A 24,136-nucleotide genomic window follows, 5' to 3' on the forward strand; every position below is an offset into this window, starting at 1 on the left:
GGGTCATCGACGGGACCTCATATGCCTCAACCACGGGGCACCGGTCCGAACATGACCTGAAAGAGCTTGGTGGGATCAGCTTTTGCGGTCGTACGTGGCTGATACGGGAACGCTGCGTTGTCGCCGACGTAGAAGTCGGTGTGCGCCGCGGAATCCGGGTCGCTCAAACCGTCCTGGCAAGTCGGCGGGCCGTCCACGTTCACGCGGGGCAGGTCTTCGGGGTACCGGTACGGTTCCTTGCCCGGCAACAGTCCGGCGTTCAAGGCCACGTAGCCGGTTTCGATACCGAACACCGGGAGGGCCTTTTGCCCTGCCGCCGCGGTGGAGGTGATGAAGCAGGCCAGCCGGGGGCCTGGTAGCCGAGCAGAGCGGCGGTGGGGTTCAGGTTGGACAGGGTGGAGATGATCGTCGCCTTCGACGGTGCGATCACCCCGTTGATCGTGTCTGCCATTCCGGTGACGTTCATCAGGAGTGCGTCGAGGTCGGACGACTTGTCCAGCAACGTGTTTCCGGTGAACGTGAAGTTCTCGACAACCTTGAGCAGATCAGGCATCGCATCGGCATAGACATTGGTGAACTCGGCGCCGGCCTCGATGTCGCGGCTGAGGGCATCGAGGTGCGGGTTGGTCTTGCGGAGCAGATCGGACAGGTCGGCGAATCCTTGGCCGATTTCCTCACCCCGGCCGGACAGGGCGGTGTCGATGGCCCCGATGGTCGCGTTCAGTTTCTCCGGCTGCACCTCGGCGAGCACGTCGACCAGACGCTGGTAGATGGTGTTCAGTTCCACCACGACGTGGTCGGTTTCGATCGTCGAACCGCGCGAGAGCCGCGCCTTGGACGGGTCCTCGGGAATCTCGAGGTTGACCGATTTGGCACCGAAAACCGTGTTGGACTTGATGTCCGCGCGGACGTTCGCCGGGATGTACTTCAGCTGGTCGGGGTTCATGTTCAGCTTCAGCGTCACGCCGTCGGCTGATTCACTGATGTCACCGACCCGGCCGACCACCACGCCACGAAGTCGCACCTTGGCGTCGGGGTTCATCACCAGACCGGCACGATCAGCGGTCAACGTCACCGGCACCGTCGAGGAGAAGCTGCCCAGGAACTGCAGACCGGCCAGCGCGCAGACGGCGATCAACGCCACCACCATGCAGGTGGCCGCGAGCTTCTTGGCCCATTGGGGTCGTTCGATTCTCTGTGACATGGCTACCCCGAAAGGTTGAACTTTCCGTCGATGCCGTAGATCGCCAGTGATGTCAGCAACGTGATGACCACGACGACGACGAGTGAGGCGCGCACCGCGTTACCGACCGCGATGCCGACCCCGACAGGTCCGCCGGAGGCGTTGAAGCCGTAGTAGGTGTGAATCATCATGACGGCCACGGCCATACAGATCGCCTGCACAAACGACCAGAGGATGTCGGTGGATATGAGGAATGTCGAGAAGTAGTGGTCATAGACGCCCGAGGACTGCCCGTACAAGAAGACCGTTGCGAATCGGCTTGCCAGGAACGAGGCCACCGACGCCAGTGAGTACAGCGGGATGATCGCGATCAGTCCGGCGACGATGCGCGTGCTGACCAGGTACGGGATGGATGCGATGGACATCGCCTCGAGGGCATCGATCTCTTCGCTGACCCGCATGGCGCCGAGCTGCGCCGTGGCACCGGCCCCGATCGTGGCGGCCAGACCGATGCCGGCGATGACCGGGACGGCGATACGGACGTTGATGAACGCCGAGAAGAATCCGGTCAGGGCTTCGACACCGATGTTCGACAGCGAGCTGTAGCCCTGCACCGCGATGGTTCCGCCGGTGAACAGGGTGAGGAACCCGACGACGACAACGGTGCCGCCGATCATCGCGAGAGCACCTGAACCCATGCTGATCTCGGCGATCAGCCGGAGCGTCTCCTTCTTGTAGCCGCGGACGGCACGGGGGATGCTGATCAGACTGTCCCAGTAGAAGAACGCCTGGTCGCCGATCCGGTCCCAACCACCGCTGGCTCGTTTGAACGCCACGCGAGTTGAGCGTAGTCGGACGGTTTCCGGAAGAATCATCGCTGCTACCCTGCCGTCGCTTTGAGGCCCACGGCGGTGACGACCACGTTCACCACGAACAACGCCATGAACGAATAGACCACGGTTTCGTTGACTGCGTCGCCCACACCCTTGGCGCCGCCGCAACGTGCAGACCGCGGTAACAGCCGACGAGTCCGGCCGCCAGTCCGAAGAGCGCCGCCTTCACCATCGAGATCATCAGTTCCGGAAAACCGGTGAGCAGAGTGAGGTTCGCGATGAACGCACCCGGGTTCACGTCCTGGAGGTACACCGAGAAGACGAATCCACCGCCGATGCCGATGGTGCACACCAGGCTGTTGAGCAGGATGGCCACCATCGTGGAGGCGATCACGCGGGGAACGACGAGGCGGTGGATCGGGTCGATGCCCAGAACCTGGAGCGCGTCGATCTCCTCGCGGATCGTGCGGGCTCCGAGGTCGGCGCAGATGGCTGTGGCGCCGGCGCCTGCCACGATCAGCACGGTGACGATCGGGCCGATCTGGGTGATGGTGCCCAGTGCCGCGCCTGCGCCGGAGAGGTCCTGTGCGCCGAGCTCGCGAAGCAAGATGTTGAGGGTGAAACTCACCAGAACGGTGAACGGGATCGCCACGAGGACGGTGGGGACCATCGACACCCGGGCGATCGCCCACGACTGTTCGATTGTCTCGCGCCACTGGAACGGCGGGCGGAAGAGTTCACGGGCCGCGCTGACGCTCATCGCCACGAAATCGCCCACGCTCTCGAACGGGACAGCCAGTCTACGGTTCACCAACTCTCCTTTAACTGCGGCAAAGACCCGGATCGAACGAGGCTGCTCGATCATAACGTGTTCTAGTTCCGATGTGGACGAATCGTCAGACTGTCAATTAGGAAGTTTTCCCCTTCGAAGCCATCCCCGACGTCTTCGTTTTATAACACGTTCCACCGGTCCGATCCGTGACGGATTTCTGCAGTTCCAGGTGGTTCGTCGCGAACTTATCACATGTCCAGTTGCTCAAATCGGCTTATGCGAAGCGTTCACAGGGAGTGTCGAAACCCCCGGTCAAGAAGGTTTGCGGCGCTAACCGAACAGCGCTTTGCCGGCCGAGAACGTGGCGTCCGGATCGCGTCCGACGAAGTATTCGGACATCGTCTTGGAGAGATCCGATCGGTCCCAGGCGTCGCCGCCCGCCTCGAACGTCTGCTCCACCGTGGGCGCCGCCATCAGGGTGACCTTTGGACCGTAGACGACGAACACCTGACCGTTGACCCCATCGGAGTCCGGGCCGGCAAGGTACTGCACGAGGGTGACCACGTGGTCGGTGGACAGAGGATCGACGGTGCCGTCGGGCGCCTCACCGAAAGTGCCCTCGGTCATGGCCGTGCGGGCACGGGGGCAGATGGCGTTGGAACGCACACCATAAGCGGACAGCCCGCGCGCGGCCGTCAAGGTCAGCGAGGTGATACCGGCTTTTGCCGCACCGTAATTGGCCTGTCCGACAGGACCGGTCAGTCCGGCTTCGCTCGAGGTGTTGATCAGCCGGCCGAACACCGGCTCGCCGGCCTTCTTGGACTGACCTCGCCAGTACGCGCCTGCGTTGCGGCTCATCAGGAAGTGACCACGCAGGTGCACGCGGATCACCAGATCCCAGTCGTCGTCGGTCATGTTGAACAACATCTTGTCCCGTACGAGACCGGCGTTGTTCATCACGACGTGCAGGCCACCGTGTTCTTCGGTGGCGACCCGCATGATCTCGGTGGTCGTCGCAGAATCCGAGATGTCGCCGGCGACAGGCACTCCCACCCCGCCGGCGGCCTTGATCTCGTCGAGCACGTCGCTCTTGTCCAGGGCGCCGGCGAGGTCGTTCACGATCACCGTGGCGCCGAGTGCACCGAGGCCGATCGCCTCGGCGCGACCCAGGCCCGCACCAGCTCCGGTCACAACGGCTACGCGACCATCCAGATCACTCACGAACGTCCTCCATCTCGGCGTTGCTGCGCGGGACCGCACTCACAGGCCTCGGTTCCCGGCTACGTCTGCTCGCAAATGTAGAACGTGTTCTCACTCTGTGCCAAATGTTTGAAGATATTCACAGGTTGCGAGCGATCCGACACACGCCCGCAACCGCCGGTCATTCCTCGATCGACAGGGCCGACTTGGGGCAGCTGCCGACCACCTGGCGCATCTCCTCGCGACGCTCTTCGGGAACGTCCTCCTGAAGAATCACCAGGTAGTCGTCGTCGTCGAGATCAAAAACGTCCGGCGCCATCCCCACGCACACACCGTTGGACTCGCAGAGATCGAAATCGGCTTTGATCTTCATGAGATGAGTTTCCTTCCATCGCCTGGCCACGGTGGCCACTTGTTGACGGGCAGCCAACTTACAGGTTAGAACGTGTTATAGAAGAGTGCGACCGGATTGGTCCGGTCGGCTCCCACGCGCACCCGAAACCTTGGAGCACCGATGCGTATTGCCTACACCGACCAGCAACAGGAACTTCGGCGCGAACTCCGGGCGTACTTCTCCAAGTTGATCACGCCGGAGCGGCGAGCGGCACTCTCATCCACATCTGGCGAGTTCGGCGAGGGCAACGTCTACCGCGAGGTCGTCAGCGAGATGGGGCGCGACGGCTGGCTGGCGCTGGGCTGGCCCAAAGAGTACGGCGGCCAGGATCGTTCGATGATGGATCAGCTGATCTTCACCGACGAGGCGGCGATCGCCGGAGCACCGGTGCCGTTCCTGACCATCAACTCCGTGGCGCCGACGATCATGCACTTCGGCACCGAAGAGCAAAAGGCAAAGTACCTGCCGCCGATCGCGTCCGGCGACGTGCACTTCTCCATCGGCTACTCCGAACCAGGCGCAGGCACCGACCTCGCGTCGCTGCGCACCACCGCCGTCCGCGACGGCGATGACTTCGTCATCAACGGCCAGAAGATGTGGACCAGCCTCATCCAGTACGCCGACTACATCTGGCTGGCCTGCCGTACCGACCCGGAGGCGAAGAAACACAAGGGCATCTCGATGCTCATCGTCCCGACCGACGTCGAGGGCTTCTCCTACACACCTGTGCACACCATGTCCGGTGTGGACACCAGCGCCACCTACTACGAGAACGTCCGGGTACCCGCCGACGCCCTGGTGGGTGAACTCAACGGCGGTTGGCCGCTGGTCACCAACCAGCTGAACAACGAACGGGTGTCACTCTGTAGCGCCGCACCGATTCAGACCGCCTTGCGCGAGACGATCGAATGGGCGCAGAACACCAAAGATGCTCGTGGCCAGCGGGTCATCGACAACGAGTGGGTGCAGATGAATCTCGCCAAGGTGCACGCCAAGGTGGAGTTCCTCAAGCTGATCAACTGGAACATCGCCTCCGAGGCCACCGGGGGCGGATCACCTTCGCCCGCGGACGCCTCGGCCACCAAGGTCTTCGGCACCGAGTTCGCCACCGAGGCCTACCGTTTGCTGATGGAGGTCCTGGGGCCTTCGGCGACACTGCGTCAGGGCAGCGCAGGCACACATCTGCGTGGTCGACTCGAACGTTTCCACCGCTCATCGCTGATCCTGACCTTCGGCGGCGGCACCAACGAGATCCAGCGCGACATCATCGCGATGCTCGCCCTCGGCCAGCCCCCCGCCCGCCGCTGACCGGTCCGGATCGCCACCGAACCGACCCTGGCAGGCACCATTTCCGGCGGCGCCACCGTCTCACCGAGGAATCAGGAAGCACACCATGGATTTTCATCGCAGTGAACAGACCACCGATCTCGCCGGGCTCACCCGCGACATCGCCAAGAAGCTGGTGACCACGGACCGCCTCGTCCAACTGCAGGGTGACACCTCGGCTGGGGCCACCACGGTCGCCTTCGACCGAGAGTTGTGGTCGCAGCTGGCGTCCTCCGGGCTACTCGGAGTCGAACTCGCCGAAGAGGTCGGTGGCGCGGGGCTCACCATCGTCGACAACGTGGCGGTGGCCGAAGAACTCGGCCGAGTTCTGGCCCCGGTTCCCTTCGGACCGGTTGCCATTGCCGCGATCCCCGCCATCGCCGAGTTCGGGACCGACGCCCTCAAGCAGCAGTGGCTCACGGATCTGGTGTCGGGTCAGAAGCTGATCACGGTGGCGCTCGATGAGGATCTCGCCGACGACCCACTCGAGCCGGCCGCCACGGCCACCGCCGAGGGAGACGACTGGGTTCTTCGAGGCCTCAAAGTGAATGTGCCATACGCCGAAATCGCCGATGCCGTGGTGGTCAACGCGCAGGGCCCCGAGGGAGTTTTGCTGTTCGTGGTGGATGCCACGACCCCGGGTGTCACCATCACACCCACCCCGTCCACCGGGTTGACACCCAGCGACGCAGTGGAACTCGACGGGGTCCGGGTCGATCGCTCCCGCGTGCTCGGATCCGCCGGCACTGCTGCGGTCGCCTTTCTCCGCGACCGGATGACGCTGGCCCTGTGTGCCGAACAAACCGGGGTGCTCGAACGGGCTCTGGAACTCACGGCAGACTACGGTCGCGAGCGTGAACAGTTCGGCCGGGCGATCGGGTCGTTCCAGGCTGTCGCGCAGCGGCTCGCCGACGCCTACATCGACGTCCGCGGACTCAAGCTGACCACCCTGCAAGCCGCCTGGATGGTGTCCGAACATCTCGAAGCGGGCAAAGAGCTTGCCACGGCCAAGTTCTGGGCCGCCGATGCCGGCCACCGGGTGGCACACACCGCTGTCCACGTGCACGGTGGCGTCGGTATCGATGTCGACCATCCGCTGCACCGCTACTTCCTGCACGCCAAGCAGAACGAGTTCGCGCTCGGATCGGCGCCTGTCCAATTGCGGCGCATCGGCGCGGCTCTCGCCGCCGAACCCGCCTGACGATGGCAGATGGTCCCGGCACGGTAGGGGAAATGCTGGCGCCGCTCGCGAACGTCGACGATGCGGGGCTGTACTTCGAGAACGAATTCATCAGTTGGCGTGACCATCTGCGCCTGTCTGCGGCAAGGGCGGCCGCGCTCGACGGGTTGCTCGAACCGGGTAAGCCACGGCATGTTGCGCTTCTGCTCGAGAACATCCCGGAGTTCAGCTACCTGCTCGCGGCCGCTGTGATGGGCGAGATCGTGATCGTGGGCCTCAATCCAACTCGGCGCGGCGCCGCACTGGCCGGGGACATCGCCACCGCGGACTGTCAGGTGGTCATCGTCGAGGACGCGACCGCGGGCCTGCTGGCCGATGTCGATCTGGACGGAGTTCACGTTCTGGACGTCGACTCCCCGCAATGGTCCCGGCTGCACGAGCCCCACGTGGATGCACCCGTGACGTTCAGGGACTGCGACCCCGACACATTGCTCATGCTCATCTTCACCTCGGGGACCAGCGGGGACCCCAAAGCGGTGCAGTGCAGCCACCGCAAGTTCGCCGTCGGCGGCTCCATGTTGTCCGCCAGGTTCGGATTGGGACCGAAAGACGTTGCCTATCTGTCCATGCCGATGTTCCACTCGAACGCGATCATCGCCGGGTGGATGGTCGCGGTGGCGGGCGGATCGTCGGTCGCCCTGCGCCGACGGTTTTCGGCCAGTGCGTTCCTGGATGACATCCGCCGCTTCGGCGCGACCTACGCGAACTATGTGGGCAAACCACTGTCGTACGTCCTGGCGACCGAACCGCGTCCGGACGACAAAGAGAACCCGCTCCGAATCCTGTACGGCAACGAGGCGTCGCCTGCTGACATCACTGCGGTGACAGAGCGTTTCGACGTCACGGTGATCGATGGGTTCGGTTCCACCGAGGGTGGCGTCTCGATCACCCGCACCCCTGACACTCCGCCCGAGGCGCTCGGTCCCCTGGTCCCGCCCACCGAGGTTCGGCACCCGGACACGGGCACGGTCTGCGAGACAGCCCGATTCGGTGTGCACGGTGAGCTGTTGAACCCGGACGAAGCAGTCGGAGAGATCGTCAACAGCGCGGGTGGCGGACTGTTCACCGGCTACTACCGTAATCCCGACGCCGACGCCGAACGCATGCGCGGCGGCATCTATCACACCGGCGATCTCGGTTATGTCGATGACCGGGGATACGTGTACTTCGCAGGGCGACTGGGTGATTGGGTCCGCGTGGACGGCGAGAACATGGGTACCGGCCCGATCGAACGGGTGCTGCTACGCCACGATTCGATCGCCATGGCCGCCGTGTACGGCGTCAGGGCCGACGTCGGCGACGAACTCGCGGCGGCGCTGGTGGCGCCGGGACTCACGGCCGACCAGTTGACCGATTTTCTGGCCACACAGTCAGACCTCGGTCCCAAGCAGTGGCCCACCCGCGTTCGGTTGGTCGACGACCTTCCCCGCACCGACACCTTCAAGATCCTCAAACGCACGTTGGCCTCCGACGATGCACCGCCCACCTGGGTGCGCGAAGGCCGTGATCTCAAGTACGTCGCCGCCAACCCCCGATAGTGGTGGGTTCGGGTGAGCATTCGCCCAGGTGGGCCTCACCCGAAGCCACCATCATCGGCTAGCTGCGGGTGACCCGCTCGAGGTACTTGGATCGCTTGTCCTGGTCGTAGGCCATGAACATGGAGTCGAAACCGAAGCGTCGGCCGTAGACGTTCTTGAGGAACCGCGGGGTCACCATCCACCCCAGGGTGGCCATGCTCTGCCTCGGGATCACCACGCGGTCGCGATTGGTCTCGATGCTCTGAACGATCTGGCGCGCAACGTCATCGGGCTCGATGGGAGGCATCAGAGCGGTGGTCTGCAACCCGTCGATGAGGCCGGTCTTGGTGAAGTTCGGCATCACCGTGAGCACCCGGACGCCCTGCATGCTCAATTCCCCGTCGAGGGCCTCGGAGAACGCGATGACGCCGGCTTTGGCGGCGCTGTAGATGCTGAGTCCGGGCAGCGGCACCAGTCCGGCAACCGACGCCACGTTGACGATCTGGCCGCCTCCGCGCTCGACCATCCGGCGCGCCGCGAGTCGGCTACCGCGGACCACGGCGAGTAGATCGATCTCGAAGTTGCGCTTGATCAGGGAGTCGGAGAACTCCAGAAACGGACCGGTGGGCATGATGCCGGCGTTGTTGATCAGCACGTCGAACCGGCCGAACTCCTTGTCGACCCGGTCGAGGAATGCGGCAAACGACTCGTCGCTGGTGACGTCGAGCGGGTAACCCTCGCAGCCGAGGTTTGCCGCCGCCTTGCCGACGACTTCCTCGTCGATGTCACCCAGGACGACCTTGGCCCCGCGTTCCTGCAGCAGTTCTGCCGTGGCGAGACCGATTCCCCGGCCACCGCCCGTGATCACGACAACCTTGTCGCGCAACGTGATCGCGCGACCGGTACGACCGCGTTTCACCGACACCATTCGCTGGATGGGACTGCCCATGATCTCCTCAATTCATCTGCTGACGGCCACGACTCATCACCTGGTCGCGTGCCGCGGCCACCTGGGCCGGGTCGAAACTTGCCATCCATGCCGCCGAGTTGCGTTCCTCGGTGATCAGCTGCGCGTCGAGTTCGTGTTGCTGCGTTTCGCGATACGACGAGAGAAGCGCCGAGACCGCGCGCTGGTTGTTGTTGCCGATGTCGGCCGCGAGGGACAACGCGGACGACAACAGGTCTTCGTGCGGGACCACCTCGGTCACCAGACCGACCCGCAGAGCCGTCGGTGCGTCGACGAAGTTGCCGCTCAGGCTCATTCGGCGGGCGAAGCCCCAGCCCACCGCAGCGGGCAGCCGAGCAGTCAGGCCCCAGGCGGGCATCATCCCGACTCGGGCATGCGTGTCGGCGAACCTGGCACGCTCGGAGGCGACGAGGATGTCGCACGCAAGTGCGAGTTCGAGTCCGCCGGTGACGGTGGCGCCGTTGATCGCGCCGATGACGGGTTTGTGTAGCGGTATCCACGGAAATCCCAGTGGCACGCCAGGAACGTTGACCTCGTCCCAGCCGCCCTCGGTACCGAGCATCCGGAGATCGACACCGGCACAGAATGCCGGGTCGGCACCGGTGAGCACAACGGCTTGCACGGAATCGTCGGCGTCTGCGTCGGCAAGTGCTTCACGGAGTGCGACGATCAACGTCCCGGTCAGCGCATTACGCGCGTCAGGCCGGTTGAGTGTGATCAGCGACGTGGCGCCGGACTCGGTCTCGACGCGCTCGGAGAGCACCAGCGGTGGATCCTGTGCAGCCATGGTTGTGCCTCCTGCGCCGACGACTCCCGGAACTCGGTGAGCCGATGGCTGGAACCATATCTGATCACACCCGTCCCCAGAAAAGGGTCGGCGCCCTCACCCCGATCTCGGGTCGCAGGTCGGCACAAAGGCGCAGGTCAGTGATGACCACGAAAGAACCGCGAAGGTCATGCTCAGCCGAGCAGCTCGAGTGTGCGGGTATCGGGTTCTCCGCCGAAGTACTTGTGCAGGACGGCTGTGAATACGTCGTTGGTACCGCTCGCCTGAGCGAACAGGGTCATGGACGAACGCAGTTTCAGGTTGTCCGGGTGGCCGAAGATCTCCTCGGCAGACCGCCCGTCGATGTCGGCAACCAACTGGGTGCACTCGTACAGACGCGGCCCGAGCACCTCGTCCGCGAGATATGCCCGCGCCTCGCGCAGATCGGCGATGGCGTAATGCTTTGCCGTGGAGCTCTGCGCGAGCCCGTCGATCTGCGGGAAGACGAACCACATCCAGTGCGTGCGTTTACGCCCCGACCGCAGTTCCTCGACCACCTGGTCGTAGACGGGCTCCTGGGCCTCGATGAAACGGCTCAGATCGGCGTCACGTGTCATGGACTCACCTCTCGTCGGATGTCGAAGGGGCGACTCTCGCTCCATGAGATGGATGCGCGAATCGCCCCTGCGGCAAACGTCTGTGGTTCGGTCAGTGGCGGGCCTTCTCCAGACGATCGACGGCGGCGTCGTACTCGTCGACAAGGCCCTTGATCAGTTCTTCGGTCGGGGTGATGGCATTCATCCGGCCGACGATCTGACCCGCGGGCATGGCGACGACACCGGGGTCGTCGGCACCCGAGATCCGGGCATGTGCCTCGGCCACCAAGATGTTCTGCAGCGGCATGGGTAACGGCTCGGGCGCGTTCTCGGCATCCCAGGCGTCGGTCCACTTCGTCTTGAGCAGTCGAGCGGGCTTACCCGAGTAGATGCGGCGGCGCACGGTGTCGCGTGACGTCGCGTTCAGGATCGCCTGCTGGATCACCGACGGCCCGGCGCCCCGCACGCCGAGCTGGTACTCCGCGGCGGTCAACCAGTAGGTGCCCATCCACACCCCGGTGGCGCCCATGGCCAGCGCGGCAGCGATCTGACGACCGCTGCCGACCCCTCCGGCTGCCAACACGTGCGCCGCATCCCCTACGGCGTCAACGATCTCTGGCCACAACACCATGGACGTCACCTCACCGGTGTGACCGCCCGCCTCGTGCCCTTGCGCGATCACCAGGTCGACCCCGGCCGAGACATGGCGCAGGGCATGCTCTTTGGCGCCGGCGAGCGCGGCGACTTTCACCCCGTGGGAGTGCACATTCGAGATGACATCCTCGGGCGGTGAGCCCAGGGCATTGGCGATGAGCTTGATCTGCCCGTGCTTGTCGGCATGCGTCATCGCGACATCGACGTGCGAACGCGCCACCGAATGCAGCCAGCCCAGAACGCCTGCACTCACCCGGTCACCGTCCGGCAACGGGGGCACTCCCAGATCGTCGAGAGTGCGCTCGACGAACGCACGATGCTCCGGCGGGATCATGGAATCGAGGTCGACTTGCGACCCCTCGGTGGGGATCTTCGCCGGCATCACCACATCTACGCCGAACGGTTTGCCGTCGGTGTTCTCGCGCATCCAGTCCAGGGTGGCGTCGAGTTCTTCCGCCTCGTTGAACCGGACGCAACCGAGCACGCCCATTCCGCCGGCCCGGCTGATTGCAGCGGCGACGTGCTCCGACGGTGTGAAACCGAAGATCGGGTATTCGATCCCGAACTCGTCTGACAGGGAGGTACGCACCGGTTAGGCCTTTCGTGAAGAAGTGGAGAGGGTTTCGTCGGCAGGTCGCGACTCGGTGATCTCGGTACCCCACCGGTAGTTCGGCTTTCCGGCGGGCGACCGCTTGATCTCGTCGACGAACCACACCGAGCGCGGGCATTTGTACCCGGCGATGTCCTGGCGGGCGATCTTGTTGATGTCTTCGAGCGACGGTCGGACACCGTCGCGGGTGGCCACCACCGCGGCGACCCGCTGCCCGTACCGTTCGTCGGGCACACCCACCACAACGGTGTCGAAGACGTCGGGGTGGGCCTTGAGGGCCGATTCGACCTCTTCTGGGTGGATCTTCTCGCCACCGGAGTTGATGCACACCGACCCGCGACCGAGCATCGTCACGGTGCCGTCGTCCTCCACACGGGCCTGGTCACCCGGAATGGAGTACCGGACACCGTTGTAGACCTTGAACGTCTTGTCCGACTTCACCGGATCGTTGTAGTACCGCAGCGGGATGTGCCCGGTTCGGGCCAGGATGCCGATCTCACCACTGCCGGGTTCGATGATCGAACCGTCCTCGCGCAGAACAACTGTCGACAGGTCGGCCTTGACACGCGGACCGCCGCCGCTGTGTGAGGTCTCCTTGGAGATGATCCCCATTCCCGAGAACCCGGTCTCCGAGGATCCGATCGCGTCGATGATGATCGCATTCGGGAACTTGTCGATGAACTGATCCTTCACCGATGCCGAGAACAGCGCGGCCGACGATGCCACCGACACCACCGAGCTGAGGTCGTAGTCCTTCTCGCCGAGAGCGTCGATCATGGGGCGTCCCATGGCATCTCCGGTGATGAAGATGACGTTGACCTTGTGGCGTTCGACGATCTCCCAGGTCTGGTGCGCCCCGAACTCCGGATAGACGATTGCCTTGCCGCCACCGAACAGCGCCTGGAACACGGCCCATTGGGAACCACCGTGGATGAAGGGCGGGATCGGGAATCGGACGAGCTGCCCACCTTCGGCACCCGTCTTCGCGAAGTGCCACTCGTCGTTGATGGGTTCACCGGTGTACCAGTCGATCCCACCACCGAGTACCCGGAACACATCCTCCTGGCGCCAGACGACGCCCTTGGGGTTGCCGGTGGTTCCGCCGGTGTAGAGCATGTAGATGTCGTCGTCCGACCGCGCCTCGAAGTCGCGCTCGGTTCCGCCGTCGGCAACCGCCTTCTCATAGGGCAGCCCGTCGACGGCGGAGATGTCGAGATCTGACCCGTCTTCGATGACGATGACGGCCCGCAGCTTCGGCGCTTTCGACAACACGTTCGCAACCTTGTCGACGTACTGGCGCTCGACGATGAGCACCTTGGTGTCGGAGTCGGTGAGGATGTGTTCGAGCTCGCTCTCGACGTACCGGAAGTTGACGTTGACCATCACGGCCCTCGCCTTGAAGATCGCGACCATCGACTCGACGGCCTCGATACCGTTTCTGCTGTACAGGCCCACCGACTCGCCGGGCGCCACCCCGAGCGCCCGAAGGGTGTGCGCCAGCCCGTTGGCCCGCTGTTCCAGTTCTGTGTAGGTCTCGCTGCGGCCGTCGGTCTCGAGAGCCACGCGGTCGCCCATCAGGTCGACGGCATGCTCGATCAGGTCGGCGATGTTGTAAGCCATACCCCCAAAACTAGAACGTGTTACCGTTCGGTGGCAAGGCCGGGGCGAGATCCGCATCACACGGCCTTCGTCACGTCGTCATGCCATCGTTCAGGAGCCCAGATGTCTGATTCCGCCCCCCACTGTCTCGTCGAGAAGCGCGATCACACGTTGATCGTCACGATGAACAGGCCCGAAGTCCGCAACGCCCTGTCGGGCGACATGTTGGCCATCATGGGAGAGGCCTGGGACCAGGCCGATGAGGACAACGAGATCCGCACCGTGATCCTGACCGGCGCGGGCGGCTACTTCTGTGCCGGTGCCGACCTGAAGAACATGAACAAGTCCGCTCCCGGCGATTCCTTCAAGAGCGGCGGCTTCAATCCGAACATGCTCGACTCCCTCCTCAAGGGCCGCAGGGTGACCAAGCCCGTCATCGCGGCCGTCGAGGGTCCCGCGATCGCCGGTGGCACCGAGATCCTGCAGGGCACCGACATCCGGGTCGCCGGCGAGAGCGCGAAATTCGGTGTGTCCGAGGCCAAATGGGGCCTGTACCCCCTCGGCGGAAGTGCAGTTCGCCTGGTCCGGCAGATCCCGTACACCGTTGCCGCCGAGATACTGCTCACCGGCCGGCACATCACCGCCCAGGAAGCGCTCGACTATGGGTTGATCGGCCACGTGGTGCCCGATGGCACCGCACTCGACAAAGCCCTCGACATCGCCGCGCAGATCGCCGCGAACGGGCCGCTCGCCGTGCAGGCGATCCTCAAGGCCATTCGCGACACCGAGGGCATGCACGAGAAGGACGCGTTCAAGATCGACGCCGAACTCGGCGTCAAGGTGTTCATGAGCAAGGACGCCAAGATCGGACCGAAAGCGTTCGCGGAGAAGCGAACCCCCGAGTTCACCGGCCAGTAGCGATACCTGCCGCGGTGGTCGCGTCCAGTCCGTTCAGCCCGTAACAGACGAACTCGACCACCGTCTCGGCGGTGGCATCGATGTCGACCACCGCACTGTTGTCCAAGATGATCGGCAGAACCGCGCCCATCAGGCACGACAGCACCGCTTCGCCTGCGATGTCGATGTCGAGTCCGTCCCGGAGATAGCCGTCCTCGATGCCGTGGCGGATGTACTGCCCACACAGATGGCCCAGTTGGGCGTAGCTGCCTGCCAACGTCTCCATCGCGGCCGCGTCGATGCCCGGGGCCTCCATGGCGAGGAACGTCAAGACATGCGGGCGCTCGAGCGCGTATTCGAGCAGGCGTCCGACCAGCTCACCGAGGCCGGTGACGAACTCTTCGCGCGTACGCGGACGCGGACGGTGCAACTCGGCCACCGCGACCATCTCGGCGAGTTCGCGTGACAGCAATGCATCGAGAGCGTCGCGCTTGTTGTCGAAGTAGTTGTAGAAAGTGCCGTGGCTGCAGCCGATCCGGGCAACTATCTCGGCGACCCCGACATCGCTGTATCCCCGCTCGACGAACGTCTCCAGTGCCGCGTCCAGCAGTTGGATCCGACGCTTCCGGGTGCGTCGGGTATCCGACCGCACCGTAGGCTGCACCACTGTTTCATCAGCCTTTCTATCGTTTCAGTATCCCGTGCAGCGCGATTTCGGCTGCGCCGTCGACGTACCGGCCGCGTTTTTTCACATCGGTGCCGCGCCGCAGCGACATCACGACGCCGGGAAGCGACATCATCATCAAGATCCTGGCGACCACCGGCTTCTGAGCCGTGGACAACACCAGCCATCCGTGCTCGATCGCCTGGGTGAGCGATTGCAGTACAACGGCATTCAGCATTCCCTCGAGGCCGACGACCCTGGCCTTGAGTTCCTTGTCGATGGCGCTGGCCTGCACTCCGATCAGTCTCAGCATCGCGGGATCTTCGTCGATGAGGTCGTACAGCCGATCGGCGATGATCTGGAACCGTCGGAGCAGCTCGGTCGGAGAGGTCGGCTCGTCCTGGAGCATCGAGTACGGATCCACCGAGTGGAACAACCGCTCGACCGCCCAATCGAACACGTGGTCCAGCAGTTCACGTTTGCTGCTCACGTACCGATAGACGGTGCCCTGACCGATACCCGCTTCCTGCGCGATCTCGGCGATACTCGTGCCCTCGTAGCCGCGCTCGGTCAGCACCCGGAAAGCAGCTTCGATGATCTGGGTACGCCGCTGATCGGCCAGACCTGCGACCTTGGGGCGCCCTCTGGATCTACGTACTGGAGCGTCAGCGTTCATGGACGTGGTTCAGGCCCGCACGGCTCGACTGCCGAGGAATCCGACATATGCGGCCAACCCGACCAAACCGTAAACGCGGGACCGGCTGTCGGAGATGGCGAGGCCGATCAGCGTCTCGCTTGCACCATTCGCGTAAATCCATTCACGCGTGTTCTCGGGAAATACAGGCTTTGTGATCGATTCGAAAGCCTGCGGAACAACAAAGTGCGCCAACCCGGTACCGGCGATTCCGAAACCGATCAACTTCGGCAACACCGACGTCGTCGTTTTTCCGGTCTTGTAGGCGGTTTTCGCCGTCACCACCGCCGGGCTCTTAGACGCAACGGCCGCAACCACATGCGCCGCCTTCGACTTCTTGCTCCGCTGATTTTCAACAATTTTCAATTGCCGCACCTTTCGTCGCGATCACAGTATCTAAGCCTCTCTATCGCTCACCGGAGACGTGGCGCTACACACATGTACTTTTGTCTCTCAAATATGTCGCCGTCGATCGGCAACCTGGCATCGGACCGCAAAATGCCCGGTCAGAAAAATACGCGATGTCGCAGCGTCACTCGGATTTCGGTGGGCCGGCATTGCGCGCTGTCAAAATCAGCGCGGGACCGCCTGGCTCACGCCCCGTTGATGTCGAGCAACTGTGCCATCGCGCCGGCGCGAGCATGGTCGGGCAGACCGGCCAGGGCACCGAGGAGGGCGTGCTCGGCCATCTGCCGGACGTCGCTTGCGGAGATGTCCTCACTCGCCAGCCATGCGTGACACGCGGCCCTCAGCATCACCAGCCAGCTGTGCACGGCGATTCGCAGGAGCTCCGGGTGGTCCCGTCCGGGATCGATCACGGCCAGTATTCGATCCTCCTGTCCCCTGGTTGCTTTCTCGATCAGCGCGATCACCACGGGATCCGAACTCGCCGCCCCCGAATAGATGGCCTGGGAGCCATGCCGATTGGCTCGGCAACTCGCCAGATAGGCGTCGATTCCGTGGCGGAGTTGCTCCAGGAGTGGCAGCTGCGGATCGGGTGCAGTGTCGGCAAGCATCCGCTCGGTGGCGCGTCGAACCAGCTCGGCAAAGAAGGCCCGCTTGGTCGGGAAGTAGTGGTAGAGCAACCCGCGGGAGACACCCGCCAGCTCCGCGACCCGTTCGATGTGGACGTCGTCGTAGTGCTGCTCGGCAAACAACTCGGCGCCGAGGTCGAGTAGTTGGGCACGCCGCTGCTGCGGCGTCATCCGCGTTCTCACACCCATGCAGCCGAATACTACTTGACACGGGTTCAATAGCGGACCACCATGGCTATTGGATTTCGATTCAATAGGGGGCGGACATGGTGACCAGCACCGATCTCGGCGCGCTGAACGATTTGGTGGGGCCCAACACATGGGCAGATCAATTTCCGCATCCCCCGGGCCGGCTGCCCGTGGTCGGCGATCTTCGTTCGGTCGACCCCGAGGGTCCCGTCGTCAGCATGCTCGACTGGCCCGCCGATGTGTGGCCGATCGCGCAGTTCCGGATCTTCCGCCACCGCTTCGTCATGATCGGGTCCGCCGAACTCACCAGGGAACTGTGCGACGAATCCCGGTTCGAGAAGGTACTCACGCCGGCAATCGCAGCGCTTCGAGATTTCGCCGGCGACGGATTGTTCACGGCGGCAACCGATGAGCCCAGCTGGCGTCTGGCACACGACCTCCTGATGCCCGCATTCAGCAAGACCGCCATGCAGAATTACCACCCGCTGATGGTGTCGGCCATCGACGAACTCTTCGACTTCTGGGAAGGTCGGGGCGACATCATCGACGTCGCCCCGGACATGACCCGCCTGACGCTCGAAACCATCAGCCGCGCCGCTTTCGGCAAAGACCTCGGCTCATTCGAACGCGAAACGCCTCACGACTTCGTGTTGGCCATGGTCGCCGGCCTCAAGACCGGCAGGCGCACGGGCGGGTTGTCGGGGCTACCGGGATCCAAACCGATTGTCTCGCTGCTCCATCGGGCGAACGCACGGCACAAACGTTATGTCGACGCCATGCTCGACGACCTGATCGCCGAACGCCGCCGCCGTGCCGACGAAGGCGAGGTGGATCTTCTGGCGATCATGTTGCGTGCCAACCGCGATCGAGGCGAGACCGCACTCGACGACGAGAACATCCGCCACCAGATCGTCACATTCTTGGTGGCGGGCCACGAAACCACCTCAGGAACATTGTCTTTCGCGCTGCACTACCTGGCCCGAAATCGCGAGCTCCTCGAGCGCGCACAGGCCGAGGTCGACGAGATCCTCGGCGACAGTGAAGCCGTGCCCCAGTTCCAGCAGGTCGCCAAGTTCCGTTTCGTCCGGCGGGTGGTCGACGAAGCCTTGCGATTGTGGCCGACGGCTCCGGGGTTCACCCGTGGGCCGATCGAGCCGACGGTTGTCGGCGGCCGGTACGAGATGTCGCCCGGGGACTGGGCCGTGGTCCACCTGCCCAAGGTGCATCGCGACCCCGAGGTCTGGACCGACCCGCTGCGTTTCGACCCCGACAGGTTCGCGGCCTCCGAGGTCAAGAAGCGTCCCGCCCACTCCTACAAGCCGTTCGGCACCGGCGAACGTGCCTGCATCGGAAGACAATTCGCCCTCCACGAGTCGGTTCTGATGCTCGCGCGATTCATCGCACGATACGACTTCGAACCCGCCGACCCCGACTACGAGTTGTCGATCACCGAACGCCTCACCCTCATGCCCGACGGTCTGCGCCTGCGCATCCGTCGTCGCTGACGCCCCCGCAGTGCGCGACGCCCATGTCGAAACATGGGCGTCACGCACCAGAGCGGGCGTGGACTTGTCCCCAGTTCAGCAGCCATCCACAACAAGCCCCCTCGACGGGGGTCAGGACGGTTGCGGGTGGACCACCATCTACCCATGGACATCGAGAGCCGGCGGGATGCATTCCTGCGCGCAGACCTGATCGCACACGGATATACCCCTTCGGAGATCCGAACTGCCCTTCACACCAGCAAGATCAGAGCCCTCGCGCCAGGAATCTACGCAGGTCCCGCACTGTGGCATGAGCCGATGGAGAAGCGGCACAGCGAGCTGGGCAAGGCGACCGTTCGCAAGCTCGGAGGAAACTACCTGCTCGGTGGGCCGTCCGCAGCCGCTCTGCACGGACTCCCACTGTTCGGGGTGGACCCACGCGTCGTCCACCTCGTCAAACCGACCGCCGACTCGGGAACCGGATCACGCAACTCGAAACTGCTCCGGATCCATCGCGACGCCCGACCGATGTCGGTCATGATGCTCGATGGTGTGCCGGTGACTTCTCCGGCGCGGGCAGTCGTCGACCTCGCCCGCCGCTCGTCCCTGCCATCGGCGTTGGTCACCGGCGACGCTGCACTCCACCGCGGGTTGTGCACGGTCGCGGACTTGCACAAGGAGTTGAAACTCATCGAGGGATTCCCGGGATATCCGCAGGCCAAGCGAGCCGTTGCGATCATGGATGCCCGCAGCGAGTCAGCGCTCGAAAGCCGGAGCCGCGCTTCGATGCACACCGCGGGTATTGCGGCCCCGACCTTGCAGCACGAGATCGTCGACAAATCGGGACGATTCATCGCCCGGGTCGACTTCGCGTGGATCGCCCAGCGGGTTGTCGGAGAGGCGGACGGCCTCGTCAAGTACAACGGCGACAACCTTCACCAGGTACTCGGTCGCGAAAAACACCGGGGTGACCGGATCACCGAGCAAGGCTGGCGAGTGGTCCGTTGGTCATCGGCAGACCTCGACGTACCGGATCGGGTCCCGAATCGAATCCGTCACGCGCTCTCGAATGCCCGGAACGCATAGACCACGCCCGCGAAAGTGCGCGACGCCCGTGTTCGAACACGGGCGTGGCGCACGTGCCCGGGCGCGGCGAAATCTAGAACATGTTCACTCAAACGAGGGTGCCCAATCGGGTGATCTGGTCGACGTCGCGGGTGGTGACCATCAGCATGCTGACGCCGGCTTGTTCCCACCGTTTGATCTGCGACCGCACCTCATCTTCGTCACCGACGATCAGCGTCTCGAGGACCATCTCGTCGGGAACCGCGGCGATGGCCTCTTCCTTGGCTCCGGACAGGAACTTCTCCCCGATGTCGCGGACCACGTCTTCGTAACCCATTCGCTTGTAGACCTCGGCGTGGAAGTTCTGTTCCTTGGCGCCCATACCGCCGACGTACAGCGCCGTTGACGGCCGGTAGGCGTCGATCACCGCGGCCGGGTTGTCGGTGATCTCGACCTGCACGGTGGCCGCGACCTCGAAGGTGTCGCGGGTGCGCCGCGCTCCCGCCCGTGCGAAGCCCTCGGCCAGCCACTGTTCGTACATGTCCGACAGCCGCGGGGTGTAGTAGATGGCCAGCCATCCGTCGGCTATCTCCGCCGACAACGCCACGTTCTTGGGGCCCTCTGCCCCGAGCCAGATGGGCAGGTCACTGCGCAGAGGATGGGTGATCGGCTTGAGCGATTTCCCGAGTCCTGTTGAGCCCGGCGCATCGGACGGGTAGGGCAGCGGATAGTGCGGTCCTGGGTTGGTCACGCGGTCTTCACGAGCGAGCACGTCGCGGATCACCTGCACGTACTCGCGGGTGCGCGCGAGTGGTTTGGCGAACGGTTCGCCGTACCACCCCTCGACCACCTGCGGACCCGACACACCCAGTCCGAGGATGTGCCTGCCGCCCGAGAGATGGTCGAGCGTCAGCGCGTGCATGGCGGCCGATGTCGGTGGCCGCGCTGACAGCTGCGCGATGCCGGTACCGAGCTTGATGGTGGACGTCTGCGACCCCCACCACGCCAGCGGCGTGTAGGCATCCGAACCCCACGACTCGGCGGTGAACACCGCCTCGTATCCGGCGGCCTCCGCCGCTGCGATGAGAGCCGGCGCGTCCGGGATCGGCGCGGCCCCCCAGTACCCCAATTGCAGACCGAGCTTCATGGCCGCGACCTCCTGTTCGGTCAACTCCTTGCGAGAATAACTAGAACCTGTTCTACTCGATTCCGTGAGCGTGAACCAGATATCTGCCGGATTCGCAGCCCTAGTCGCCCCGATCGAAGATCCAGACGATCCAGTTCTGTCCGCACCGTTGAGCAACTCCTTTGATTACACCCGGTCCCTCGGGCCGGTACTCGGGCGGTTCGCCCAGGGGTTGCTCGACGGCAAGGTCATCGGCGGTCGAGCCGCCGACGGAACCGTCTACGTACCCCCGGTCGAGTTCGACCCCGGTACGCACAAACGGATCGAAGACTTCGTCGAGGTGTCGCCGACCGGAACCGTGAAGTCATGGACCTGGATGGCCGAACCGTTTGAGGGACAACCTCTTTCCAAGCCCTTCGGATGGGCTCTGATCCAGCTCGACGGGGCGGACACCAGCCTGCTCCATGCAGTCGCCGTCGACTCCCCCGACGAACTGAGCACCGGGATGCGGGTGCACGCCGTCTGGAACACCGAGCGCACGGGCCGCATCGACGACATCGCGCACTTCGCCCCCGGCGACGAGGTGGCATCGGTACCGGACAACACCGCCGAGGTGCCGCATCCCGGCGTGATGATCACCACGCCGATCGCCCTGACCATGAACCACACCGCCTCGATCGAAGAGACCTGGTATCTGCAGGGACTCAAAGAGGGCAAGCTGTACGGCGGCCGCACCGGTCCCGACGCGCCGGTCTACTTCCCGCCCCGCGGCGCAGACCCCACCGACGGCAACCCGACCGGCGAGGTCGTCGAGGTGTCGGACAAGGGCACCGTCACCACGTTCTGCATCGTCAACGTGCCGTTCCTAGGCCAGCAGATCAAGCCACCGTACGTTGCCGCCTACGTACTCCTCGACGGTTCGGACATCCCGTTCCTGCACCTGATCCTCGACATCGAGGCCAGCGAGGTGCACATGGGTCTTCGTGTGGAAGCCGTGTGGCGACCACGCGAGGAATGGGACTACACGTTGCGAAACATCAGCCACTTCCGGCCGACGGGCGAACCCGACGCCGACTACGACTCGTACAAGGACCACCTGTGAGCAGCACATACCGCGACATGCCGCCGATCGCAGTGATCGGATTCGCGCACAGTCCGCACGTCGACGAGACATTCGGCACCACCAACGGCGTCGAGATGCTGGTGCCCTGTTTTCAAAAGCTCTACGCCGAACTGGGTATTACCCGCACCGACATCGACTTCTGGTGCTCGGGGTCCTCGGATTACCTTGCCGGGCGCGCTTTCTCGTTCATCTCCGCGATCGACTCGATCGGGGCCGTTCCGCCGATCAACGAATCACACGTGGAGATGGACGCCGCGTGGGCTCTGTACGAGGCGTGGGTGAAGATCGCCACCGGCGAGGTGGATGTGGCACTGGCCTACGGATTCGGCAAGCCTTCGGCATCGCACACCGATCAGGTGCTGGCGTTGCAGACCGACCCGCACACCGTCGCCCCGCTGTGGCCGGACGCTCGTTCGCTCGCAGCCCTGCAGGCCCGCGCGGGCCTCGACTCGGGAGCATGGACCGAAGCGGACATGGCTGCCGTTGCCGCACGTGGCACCGACCGCTCGGTGGAGGATCTGCTGGCGTCCGACTACGTCTCCGATCCCCTTCGGGCACATGATGTCTGCCGCTACACCGACGGCGCCGCTGCGATCATCCTCGCCAGCGAACACCGCGCCAAGCAGCTCGTGGCCCGTCCCGCATGGATTTCCGGCTGGGACCACCGGATCGACACACCGAACTTCGGTGCACGGGATCTCACCAAGTCACTGTCGACCAAGCTCGCCGGAGATGCCGTCCTCGGCGACAACCGCAAGGTCGACGTCGCCGAGCTCCACGCGTCCTACACGCATCAGGAACTGATCCTCAAAAACGAGCTGGGACTCGACGATTCGACGATCATCAACCCGTCGGGCGGCGCACTGGCAGCCAACCCGCTGTTCTCCGCGGGCCTCGAGCGCATCGGCTTCGCCGCGAGCACGATTCTCGCCGGCAACGCCGACACCGCACTGGCCCACGCGAGCAGCGGACCGCTGCTGCAGCAGAACATGGTCGTCAAGATGGAAGGCAAGAACTGATGGGCCGCTATCGGGCCGCGGTGCAGGGCACCGGGCAGACCAAGTACGTGGCAAAGCGCCATGACGTGTCGATGGCCGGGATGTGCCGCGAAGCAATCGACAAGGCGTTGGCCGATGCGCAGGTGACGATGGACGACATCGACGCCGTTGTCGTCGGTAAGGCCCCCGACCTCTTCGAGGGCACGATGATGCCCGAACTCGCCATGGCCCAAGCGCTCGGCGCCGAGGGCAAACGGCTGATCCGCGTGCACACCGCCGGATCGGTCGGCGGTTCGACGGCAAACGTGGCAGCCAGCCTGGTCACCTCGGGTGTTCACCGGCGGGTGCTCGCGATCGCATGGGAGAAGCAGTCCGAGTCGAATGCCATGTGGGCGTTGTCGATCCCGGTTCCCTTCACCATGCCTGTCGGCGCAGGCGCAGGCGGGTTCTTCGCCCCGCACGTGCGCTCCTACATCCGCCGCTCCGGTGCACCCGAGCACATCGGCGCGATCGTCGCCGCCAAGGACCGCCAGAACGGCGCCCTCAATCCACTGGCCCACCTGCATCAGCCCGACCTCACCGTGGAGAAGGTGATGAGCTCGCAGATGCTGTGGGATCCCATCCGCTACGACGAGACGTGTCCGTCGTCGGACGGTGCCTGTGCCGTGGTGATCGGCGACGAGGAGACCTCCGACGCCAAGGCGGCCGACGGTATCCCCGTTGCGTGGATTCACGCGTCGGCGATGCGCACCGAACCGCTGTCCTACTCGCACCGCGACACCGTCAGTCCACAGGCAGGCCGCGACGCCGCCGCCGCATTGTGGAAGGCCGGCGGCATCTCCAATCCCCTCGAGGAGATCGACGCCGCGGAGATCTACGTGCCATTCTCCTGGTTCGAGCCGATGTGGCTCGAGAACCTCGGGTTCATGCCCGAGAACGAGGGCTGGAAGCTCACCGAGGCAGGCGAGACCGCGATCGGCGGCAAACTGCCGGTCAATCCGTCCGGCGGAGTGCTCTCGTCCAACCCGATCGGCGCCTCGGGCATGATCCGCTTCGCCGAGGCGGCCATCCAGGTGCAGGGCAAGGGCGGCGACCATCAGGTGGTGGGCGCGCGTAAGGCACTCGGCCACGCGTACGGCGGTGGCTCGCAGTACTTCTCGATGTGGCTGGTGGGCGCGGACAAGCCCACCCACTGACCGACCGCC

At 64.4% G+C, this 24,136-nt stretch carries 22 protein-coding genes and 2 pseudogenes; 9 read left to right on the forward strand and 15 right to left on the reverse strand.

Annotated features, from left to right (window positions below; translation table 11 throughout):
- Positions 1–26: 26 nt before the first annotated feature.
- The 5 genes and pseudogenes from MVA47_RS24215 to MVA47_RS24235 all read right to left on the reverse strand — a co-directional run bounded on the left by MVA47_RS24215 (position 27) and on the right by MVA47_RS24235 (position 4,361).
- A pseudogene (locus tag MVA47_RS24215) lies at positions 27–1,204 on the reverse strand (MCE family protein).
- A gap of 2 nt (positions 1,205–1,206) precedes the next feature.
- A complete protein-coding gene (locus tag MVA47_RS24220; protein ID WP_030172703.1) occupies positions 1,207–2,058 on the reverse strand; it encodes an ABC transporter permease in 852 nt (283 codons plus the stop codon).
- A 5-nt stretch (positions 2,059–2,063) separates the two neighbouring features.
- Positions 2,064–2,827, reverse strand: a pseudogene (locus MVA47_RS24225) (MlaE family ABC transporter permease).
- 291 nt (positions 2,828–3,118) lie between these two features.
- Positions 3,119–4,009 carry a 3-oxoacyl-ACP reductase gene (locus MVA47_RS24230; RefSeq protein ID WP_030172697.1) on the reverse strand — a complete coding sequence of 297 codons (891 nt, stop codon included), beginning with the start codon at positions 4,007–4,009 and terminating at the stop codon, positions 3,119–3,121.
- Positions 4,010–4,169: 160 nt separating this feature from the next.
- A complete protein-coding gene (locus tag MVA47_RS24235) occupies positions 4,170–4,361 on the reverse strand; it encodes a ferredoxin (RefSeq protein ID WP_030172694.1) in 192 nt (63 codons plus the stop codon).
- 141 nt (positions 4,362–4,502) lie between these two features.
- Between MVA47_RS24235 and MVA47_RS24240 the strand changes: the two genes are divergently transcribed.
- From MVA47_RS24240 to MVA47_RS24250, 3 genes are all read left to right on the forward strand, one after another.
- Entirely contained in the window at positions 4,503–5,690 is a 1,188-nt protein-coding gene (locus MVA47_RS24240) for an acyl-CoA dehydrogenase family protein (RefSeq protein WP_247210183.1), read from the forward strand.
- Between the two features lie 85 nt (positions 5,691–5,775).
- On the forward strand, positions 5,776–6,909 hold the full coding sequence (locus MVA47_RS24245; RefSeq protein ID WP_247210184.1) for an acyl-CoA dehydrogenase family protein: 1,134 nt from the start codon (positions 5,776–5,778) through the stop codon (positions 6,907–6,909).
- A gap of 32 nt (positions 6,910–6,941) precedes the next feature.
- Positions 6,942–8,486 carry a long-chain-fatty-acid--CoA ligase gene (locus MVA47_RS24250; RefSeq protein WP_247210185.1) on the forward strand — a complete coding sequence of 515 codons (1,545 nt, stop codon included), beginning with the start codon at positions 6,942–6,944 and terminating at the stop codon, positions 8,484–8,486.
- Between the two features lie 58 nt (positions 8,487–8,544).
- On the opposite strand, the gene MVA47_RS24255 is transcribed toward MVA47_RS24250, so the two are convergent.
- From MVA47_RS24255 to MVA47_RS24275, 5 genes are all read right to left on the reverse strand, one after another.
- A complete protein-coding gene (locus tag MVA47_RS24255; protein ID WP_247210186.1) occupies positions 8,545–9,414 on the reverse strand; it encodes an SDR family oxidoreductase in 870 nt (289 codons plus the stop codon).
- Between the two features lie 7 nt (positions 9,415–9,421).
- Positions 9,422–10,219 carry an enoyl-CoA hydratase gene (locus tag MVA47_RS24260; protein WP_247210187.1) on the reverse strand — a complete coding sequence of 266 codons (798 nt, stop codon included), beginning with the start codon at positions 10,217–10,219 and terminating at the stop codon, positions 9,422–9,424.
- A gap of 173 nt (positions 10,220–10,392) precedes the next feature.
- Entirely contained in the window at positions 10,393–10,815 is a 423-nt protein-coding gene (locus tag MVA47_RS24265; RefSeq protein WP_247210188.1) for a DUF1810 domain-containing protein, read from the reverse strand.
- A gap of 91 nt (positions 10,816–10,906) precedes the next feature.
- Positions 10,907–12,037: a nitronate monooxygenase family protein gene (locus tag MVA47_RS24270; RefSeq protein ID WP_247210189.1), complete on the reverse strand. Its 1,131-nt coding sequence runs from the start codon at positions 12,035–12,037 to the stop codon at positions 10,907–10,909.
- Between the two features lie 3 nt (positions 12,038–12,040).
- Complete coding sequence (locus tag MVA47_RS24275) at positions 12,041–13,678, reverse strand: acyl-CoA synthetase (RefSeq protein ID WP_247210190.1); 1,638 nt, start codon at positions 13,676–13,678, stop codon at positions 12,041–12,043.
- Between the two features lie 102 nt (positions 13,679–13,780).
- On the opposite strand from MVA47_RS24275, the gene MVA47_RS24280 reads away from it, so the two are divergent.
- Positions 13,781–14,575 carry a crotonase/enoyl-CoA hydratase family protein gene (locus tag MVA47_RS24280; protein ID WP_023961206.1) on the forward strand — a complete coding sequence of 265 codons (795 nt, stop codon included), beginning with the start codon at positions 13,781–13,783 and terminating at the stop codon, positions 14,573–14,575.
- Here MVA47_RS24280 and MVA47_RS24285 read toward each other — a convergent pair.
- From MVA47_RS24285 to MVA47_RS24300, 4 genes are all read right to left on the reverse strand, one after another.
- Positions 14,562–15,206 (reverse strand): TetR/AcrR family transcriptional regulator, encoded by a 645-nt coding sequence (locus MVA47_RS24285; RefSeq protein ID WP_247210191.1) that lies wholly within the window; start codon positions 15,204–15,206, stop codon positions 14,562–14,564. The two genes, MVA47_RS24280 and MVA47_RS24285, sit on opposite strands and share 14 nt — an antisense overlap.
- 31 nt (positions 15,207–15,237) lie before the next feature.
- Positions 15,238–15,894 (reverse strand): TetR/AcrR family transcriptional regulator, encoded by a 657-nt coding sequence (locus tag MVA47_RS24290; protein ID WP_247210192.1) that lies wholly within the window; start codon positions 15,892–15,894, stop codon positions 15,238–15,240.
- 9 nt (positions 15,895–15,903) lie between these two features.
- A complete protein-coding gene (locus MVA47_RS24295; RefSeq protein ID WP_374474303.1) occupies positions 15,904–16,278 on the reverse strand; it encodes a hypothetical protein in 375 nt (124 codons plus the stop codon).
- 227 nt (positions 16,279–16,505) lie between these two features.
- On the reverse strand, positions 16,506–17,135 hold the full coding sequence (locus tag MVA47_RS24300; RefSeq protein WP_247210193.1) for a TetR/AcrR family transcriptional regulator: 630 nt from the start codon (positions 17,133–17,135) through the stop codon (positions 16,506–16,508).
- Between the two features lie 77 nt (positions 17,136–17,212).
- Between MVA47_RS24300 and MVA47_RS24305 the strand changes: the two genes are divergently transcribed.
- The gene (locus tag MVA47_RS24305; protein WP_247210194.1) at positions 17,213–18,640 is read left to right on the forward strand and encodes a cytochrome P450; all 1,428 of its coding nucleotides are present in this window, start codon (positions 17,213–17,215) and stop codon (positions 18,638–18,640) included.
- A gap of 144 nt (positions 18,641–18,784) precedes the next feature.
- Positions 18,785–19,705, forward strand: coding sequence for an endonuclease domain-containing protein (locus MVA47_RS24310; protein WP_247210195.1), 921 nt, complete (start codon positions 18,785–18,787; stop codon positions 19,703–19,705).
- 88 nt (positions 19,706–19,793) lie between these two features.
- Here MVA47_RS24310 and MVA47_RS24315 read toward each other — a convergent pair whose 3' ends face one another.
- A complete protein-coding gene (locus MVA47_RS24315; RefSeq protein ID WP_030172645.1) occupies positions 19,794–20,831 on the reverse strand; it encodes an LLM class F420-dependent oxidoreductase in 1,038 nt (345 codons plus the stop codon).
- A gap of 64 nt (positions 20,832–20,895) precedes the next feature.
- Here MVA47_RS24315 and MVA47_RS24320 point away from each other — a divergent pair, with 64 nt between their 5' ends.
- From MVA47_RS24320 to MVA47_RS24330, 3 genes are read left to right on the forward strand one after another with little or no spacing between them, the layout of a single operon-like run.
- Positions 20,896–21,912, forward strand: a complete 1,017-nt coding sequence (locus tag MVA47_RS24320; RefSeq protein WP_247210196.1) for a Zn-ribbon domain-containing OB-fold protein — start codon at positions 20,896–20,898, stop codon at positions 21,910–21,912.
- Positions 21,913–21,929: 17 nt separating this feature from the next.
- The gene (locus tag MVA47_RS24325) at positions 21,930–22,952 is read left to right on the forward strand and encodes a thiolase domain-containing protein (protein WP_247211056.1); all 1,023 of its coding nucleotides are present in this window, start codon (positions 21,930–21,932) and stop codon (positions 22,950–22,952) included.
- Positions 22,952–24,127, forward strand: a complete 1,176-nt coding sequence (locus MVA47_RS24330; RefSeq protein ID WP_062797183.1) for a thiolase domain-containing protein — start codon at positions 22,952–22,954, stop codon at positions 24,125–24,127. The genes MVA47_RS24325 and MVA47_RS24330 overlap by 1 nt, the downstream gene beginning before the upstream one ends.
- Positions 24,128–24,136: the final 9 nt, after the last annotated feature.

The sequence above is a fragment of the Williamsia sp. DF01-3 genome (genome assembly GCF_023051145.1).
Classification (GTDB): Bacteria; Actinomycetota; Actinomycetes; order Mycobacteriales; family Mycobacteriaceae; genus Williamsia.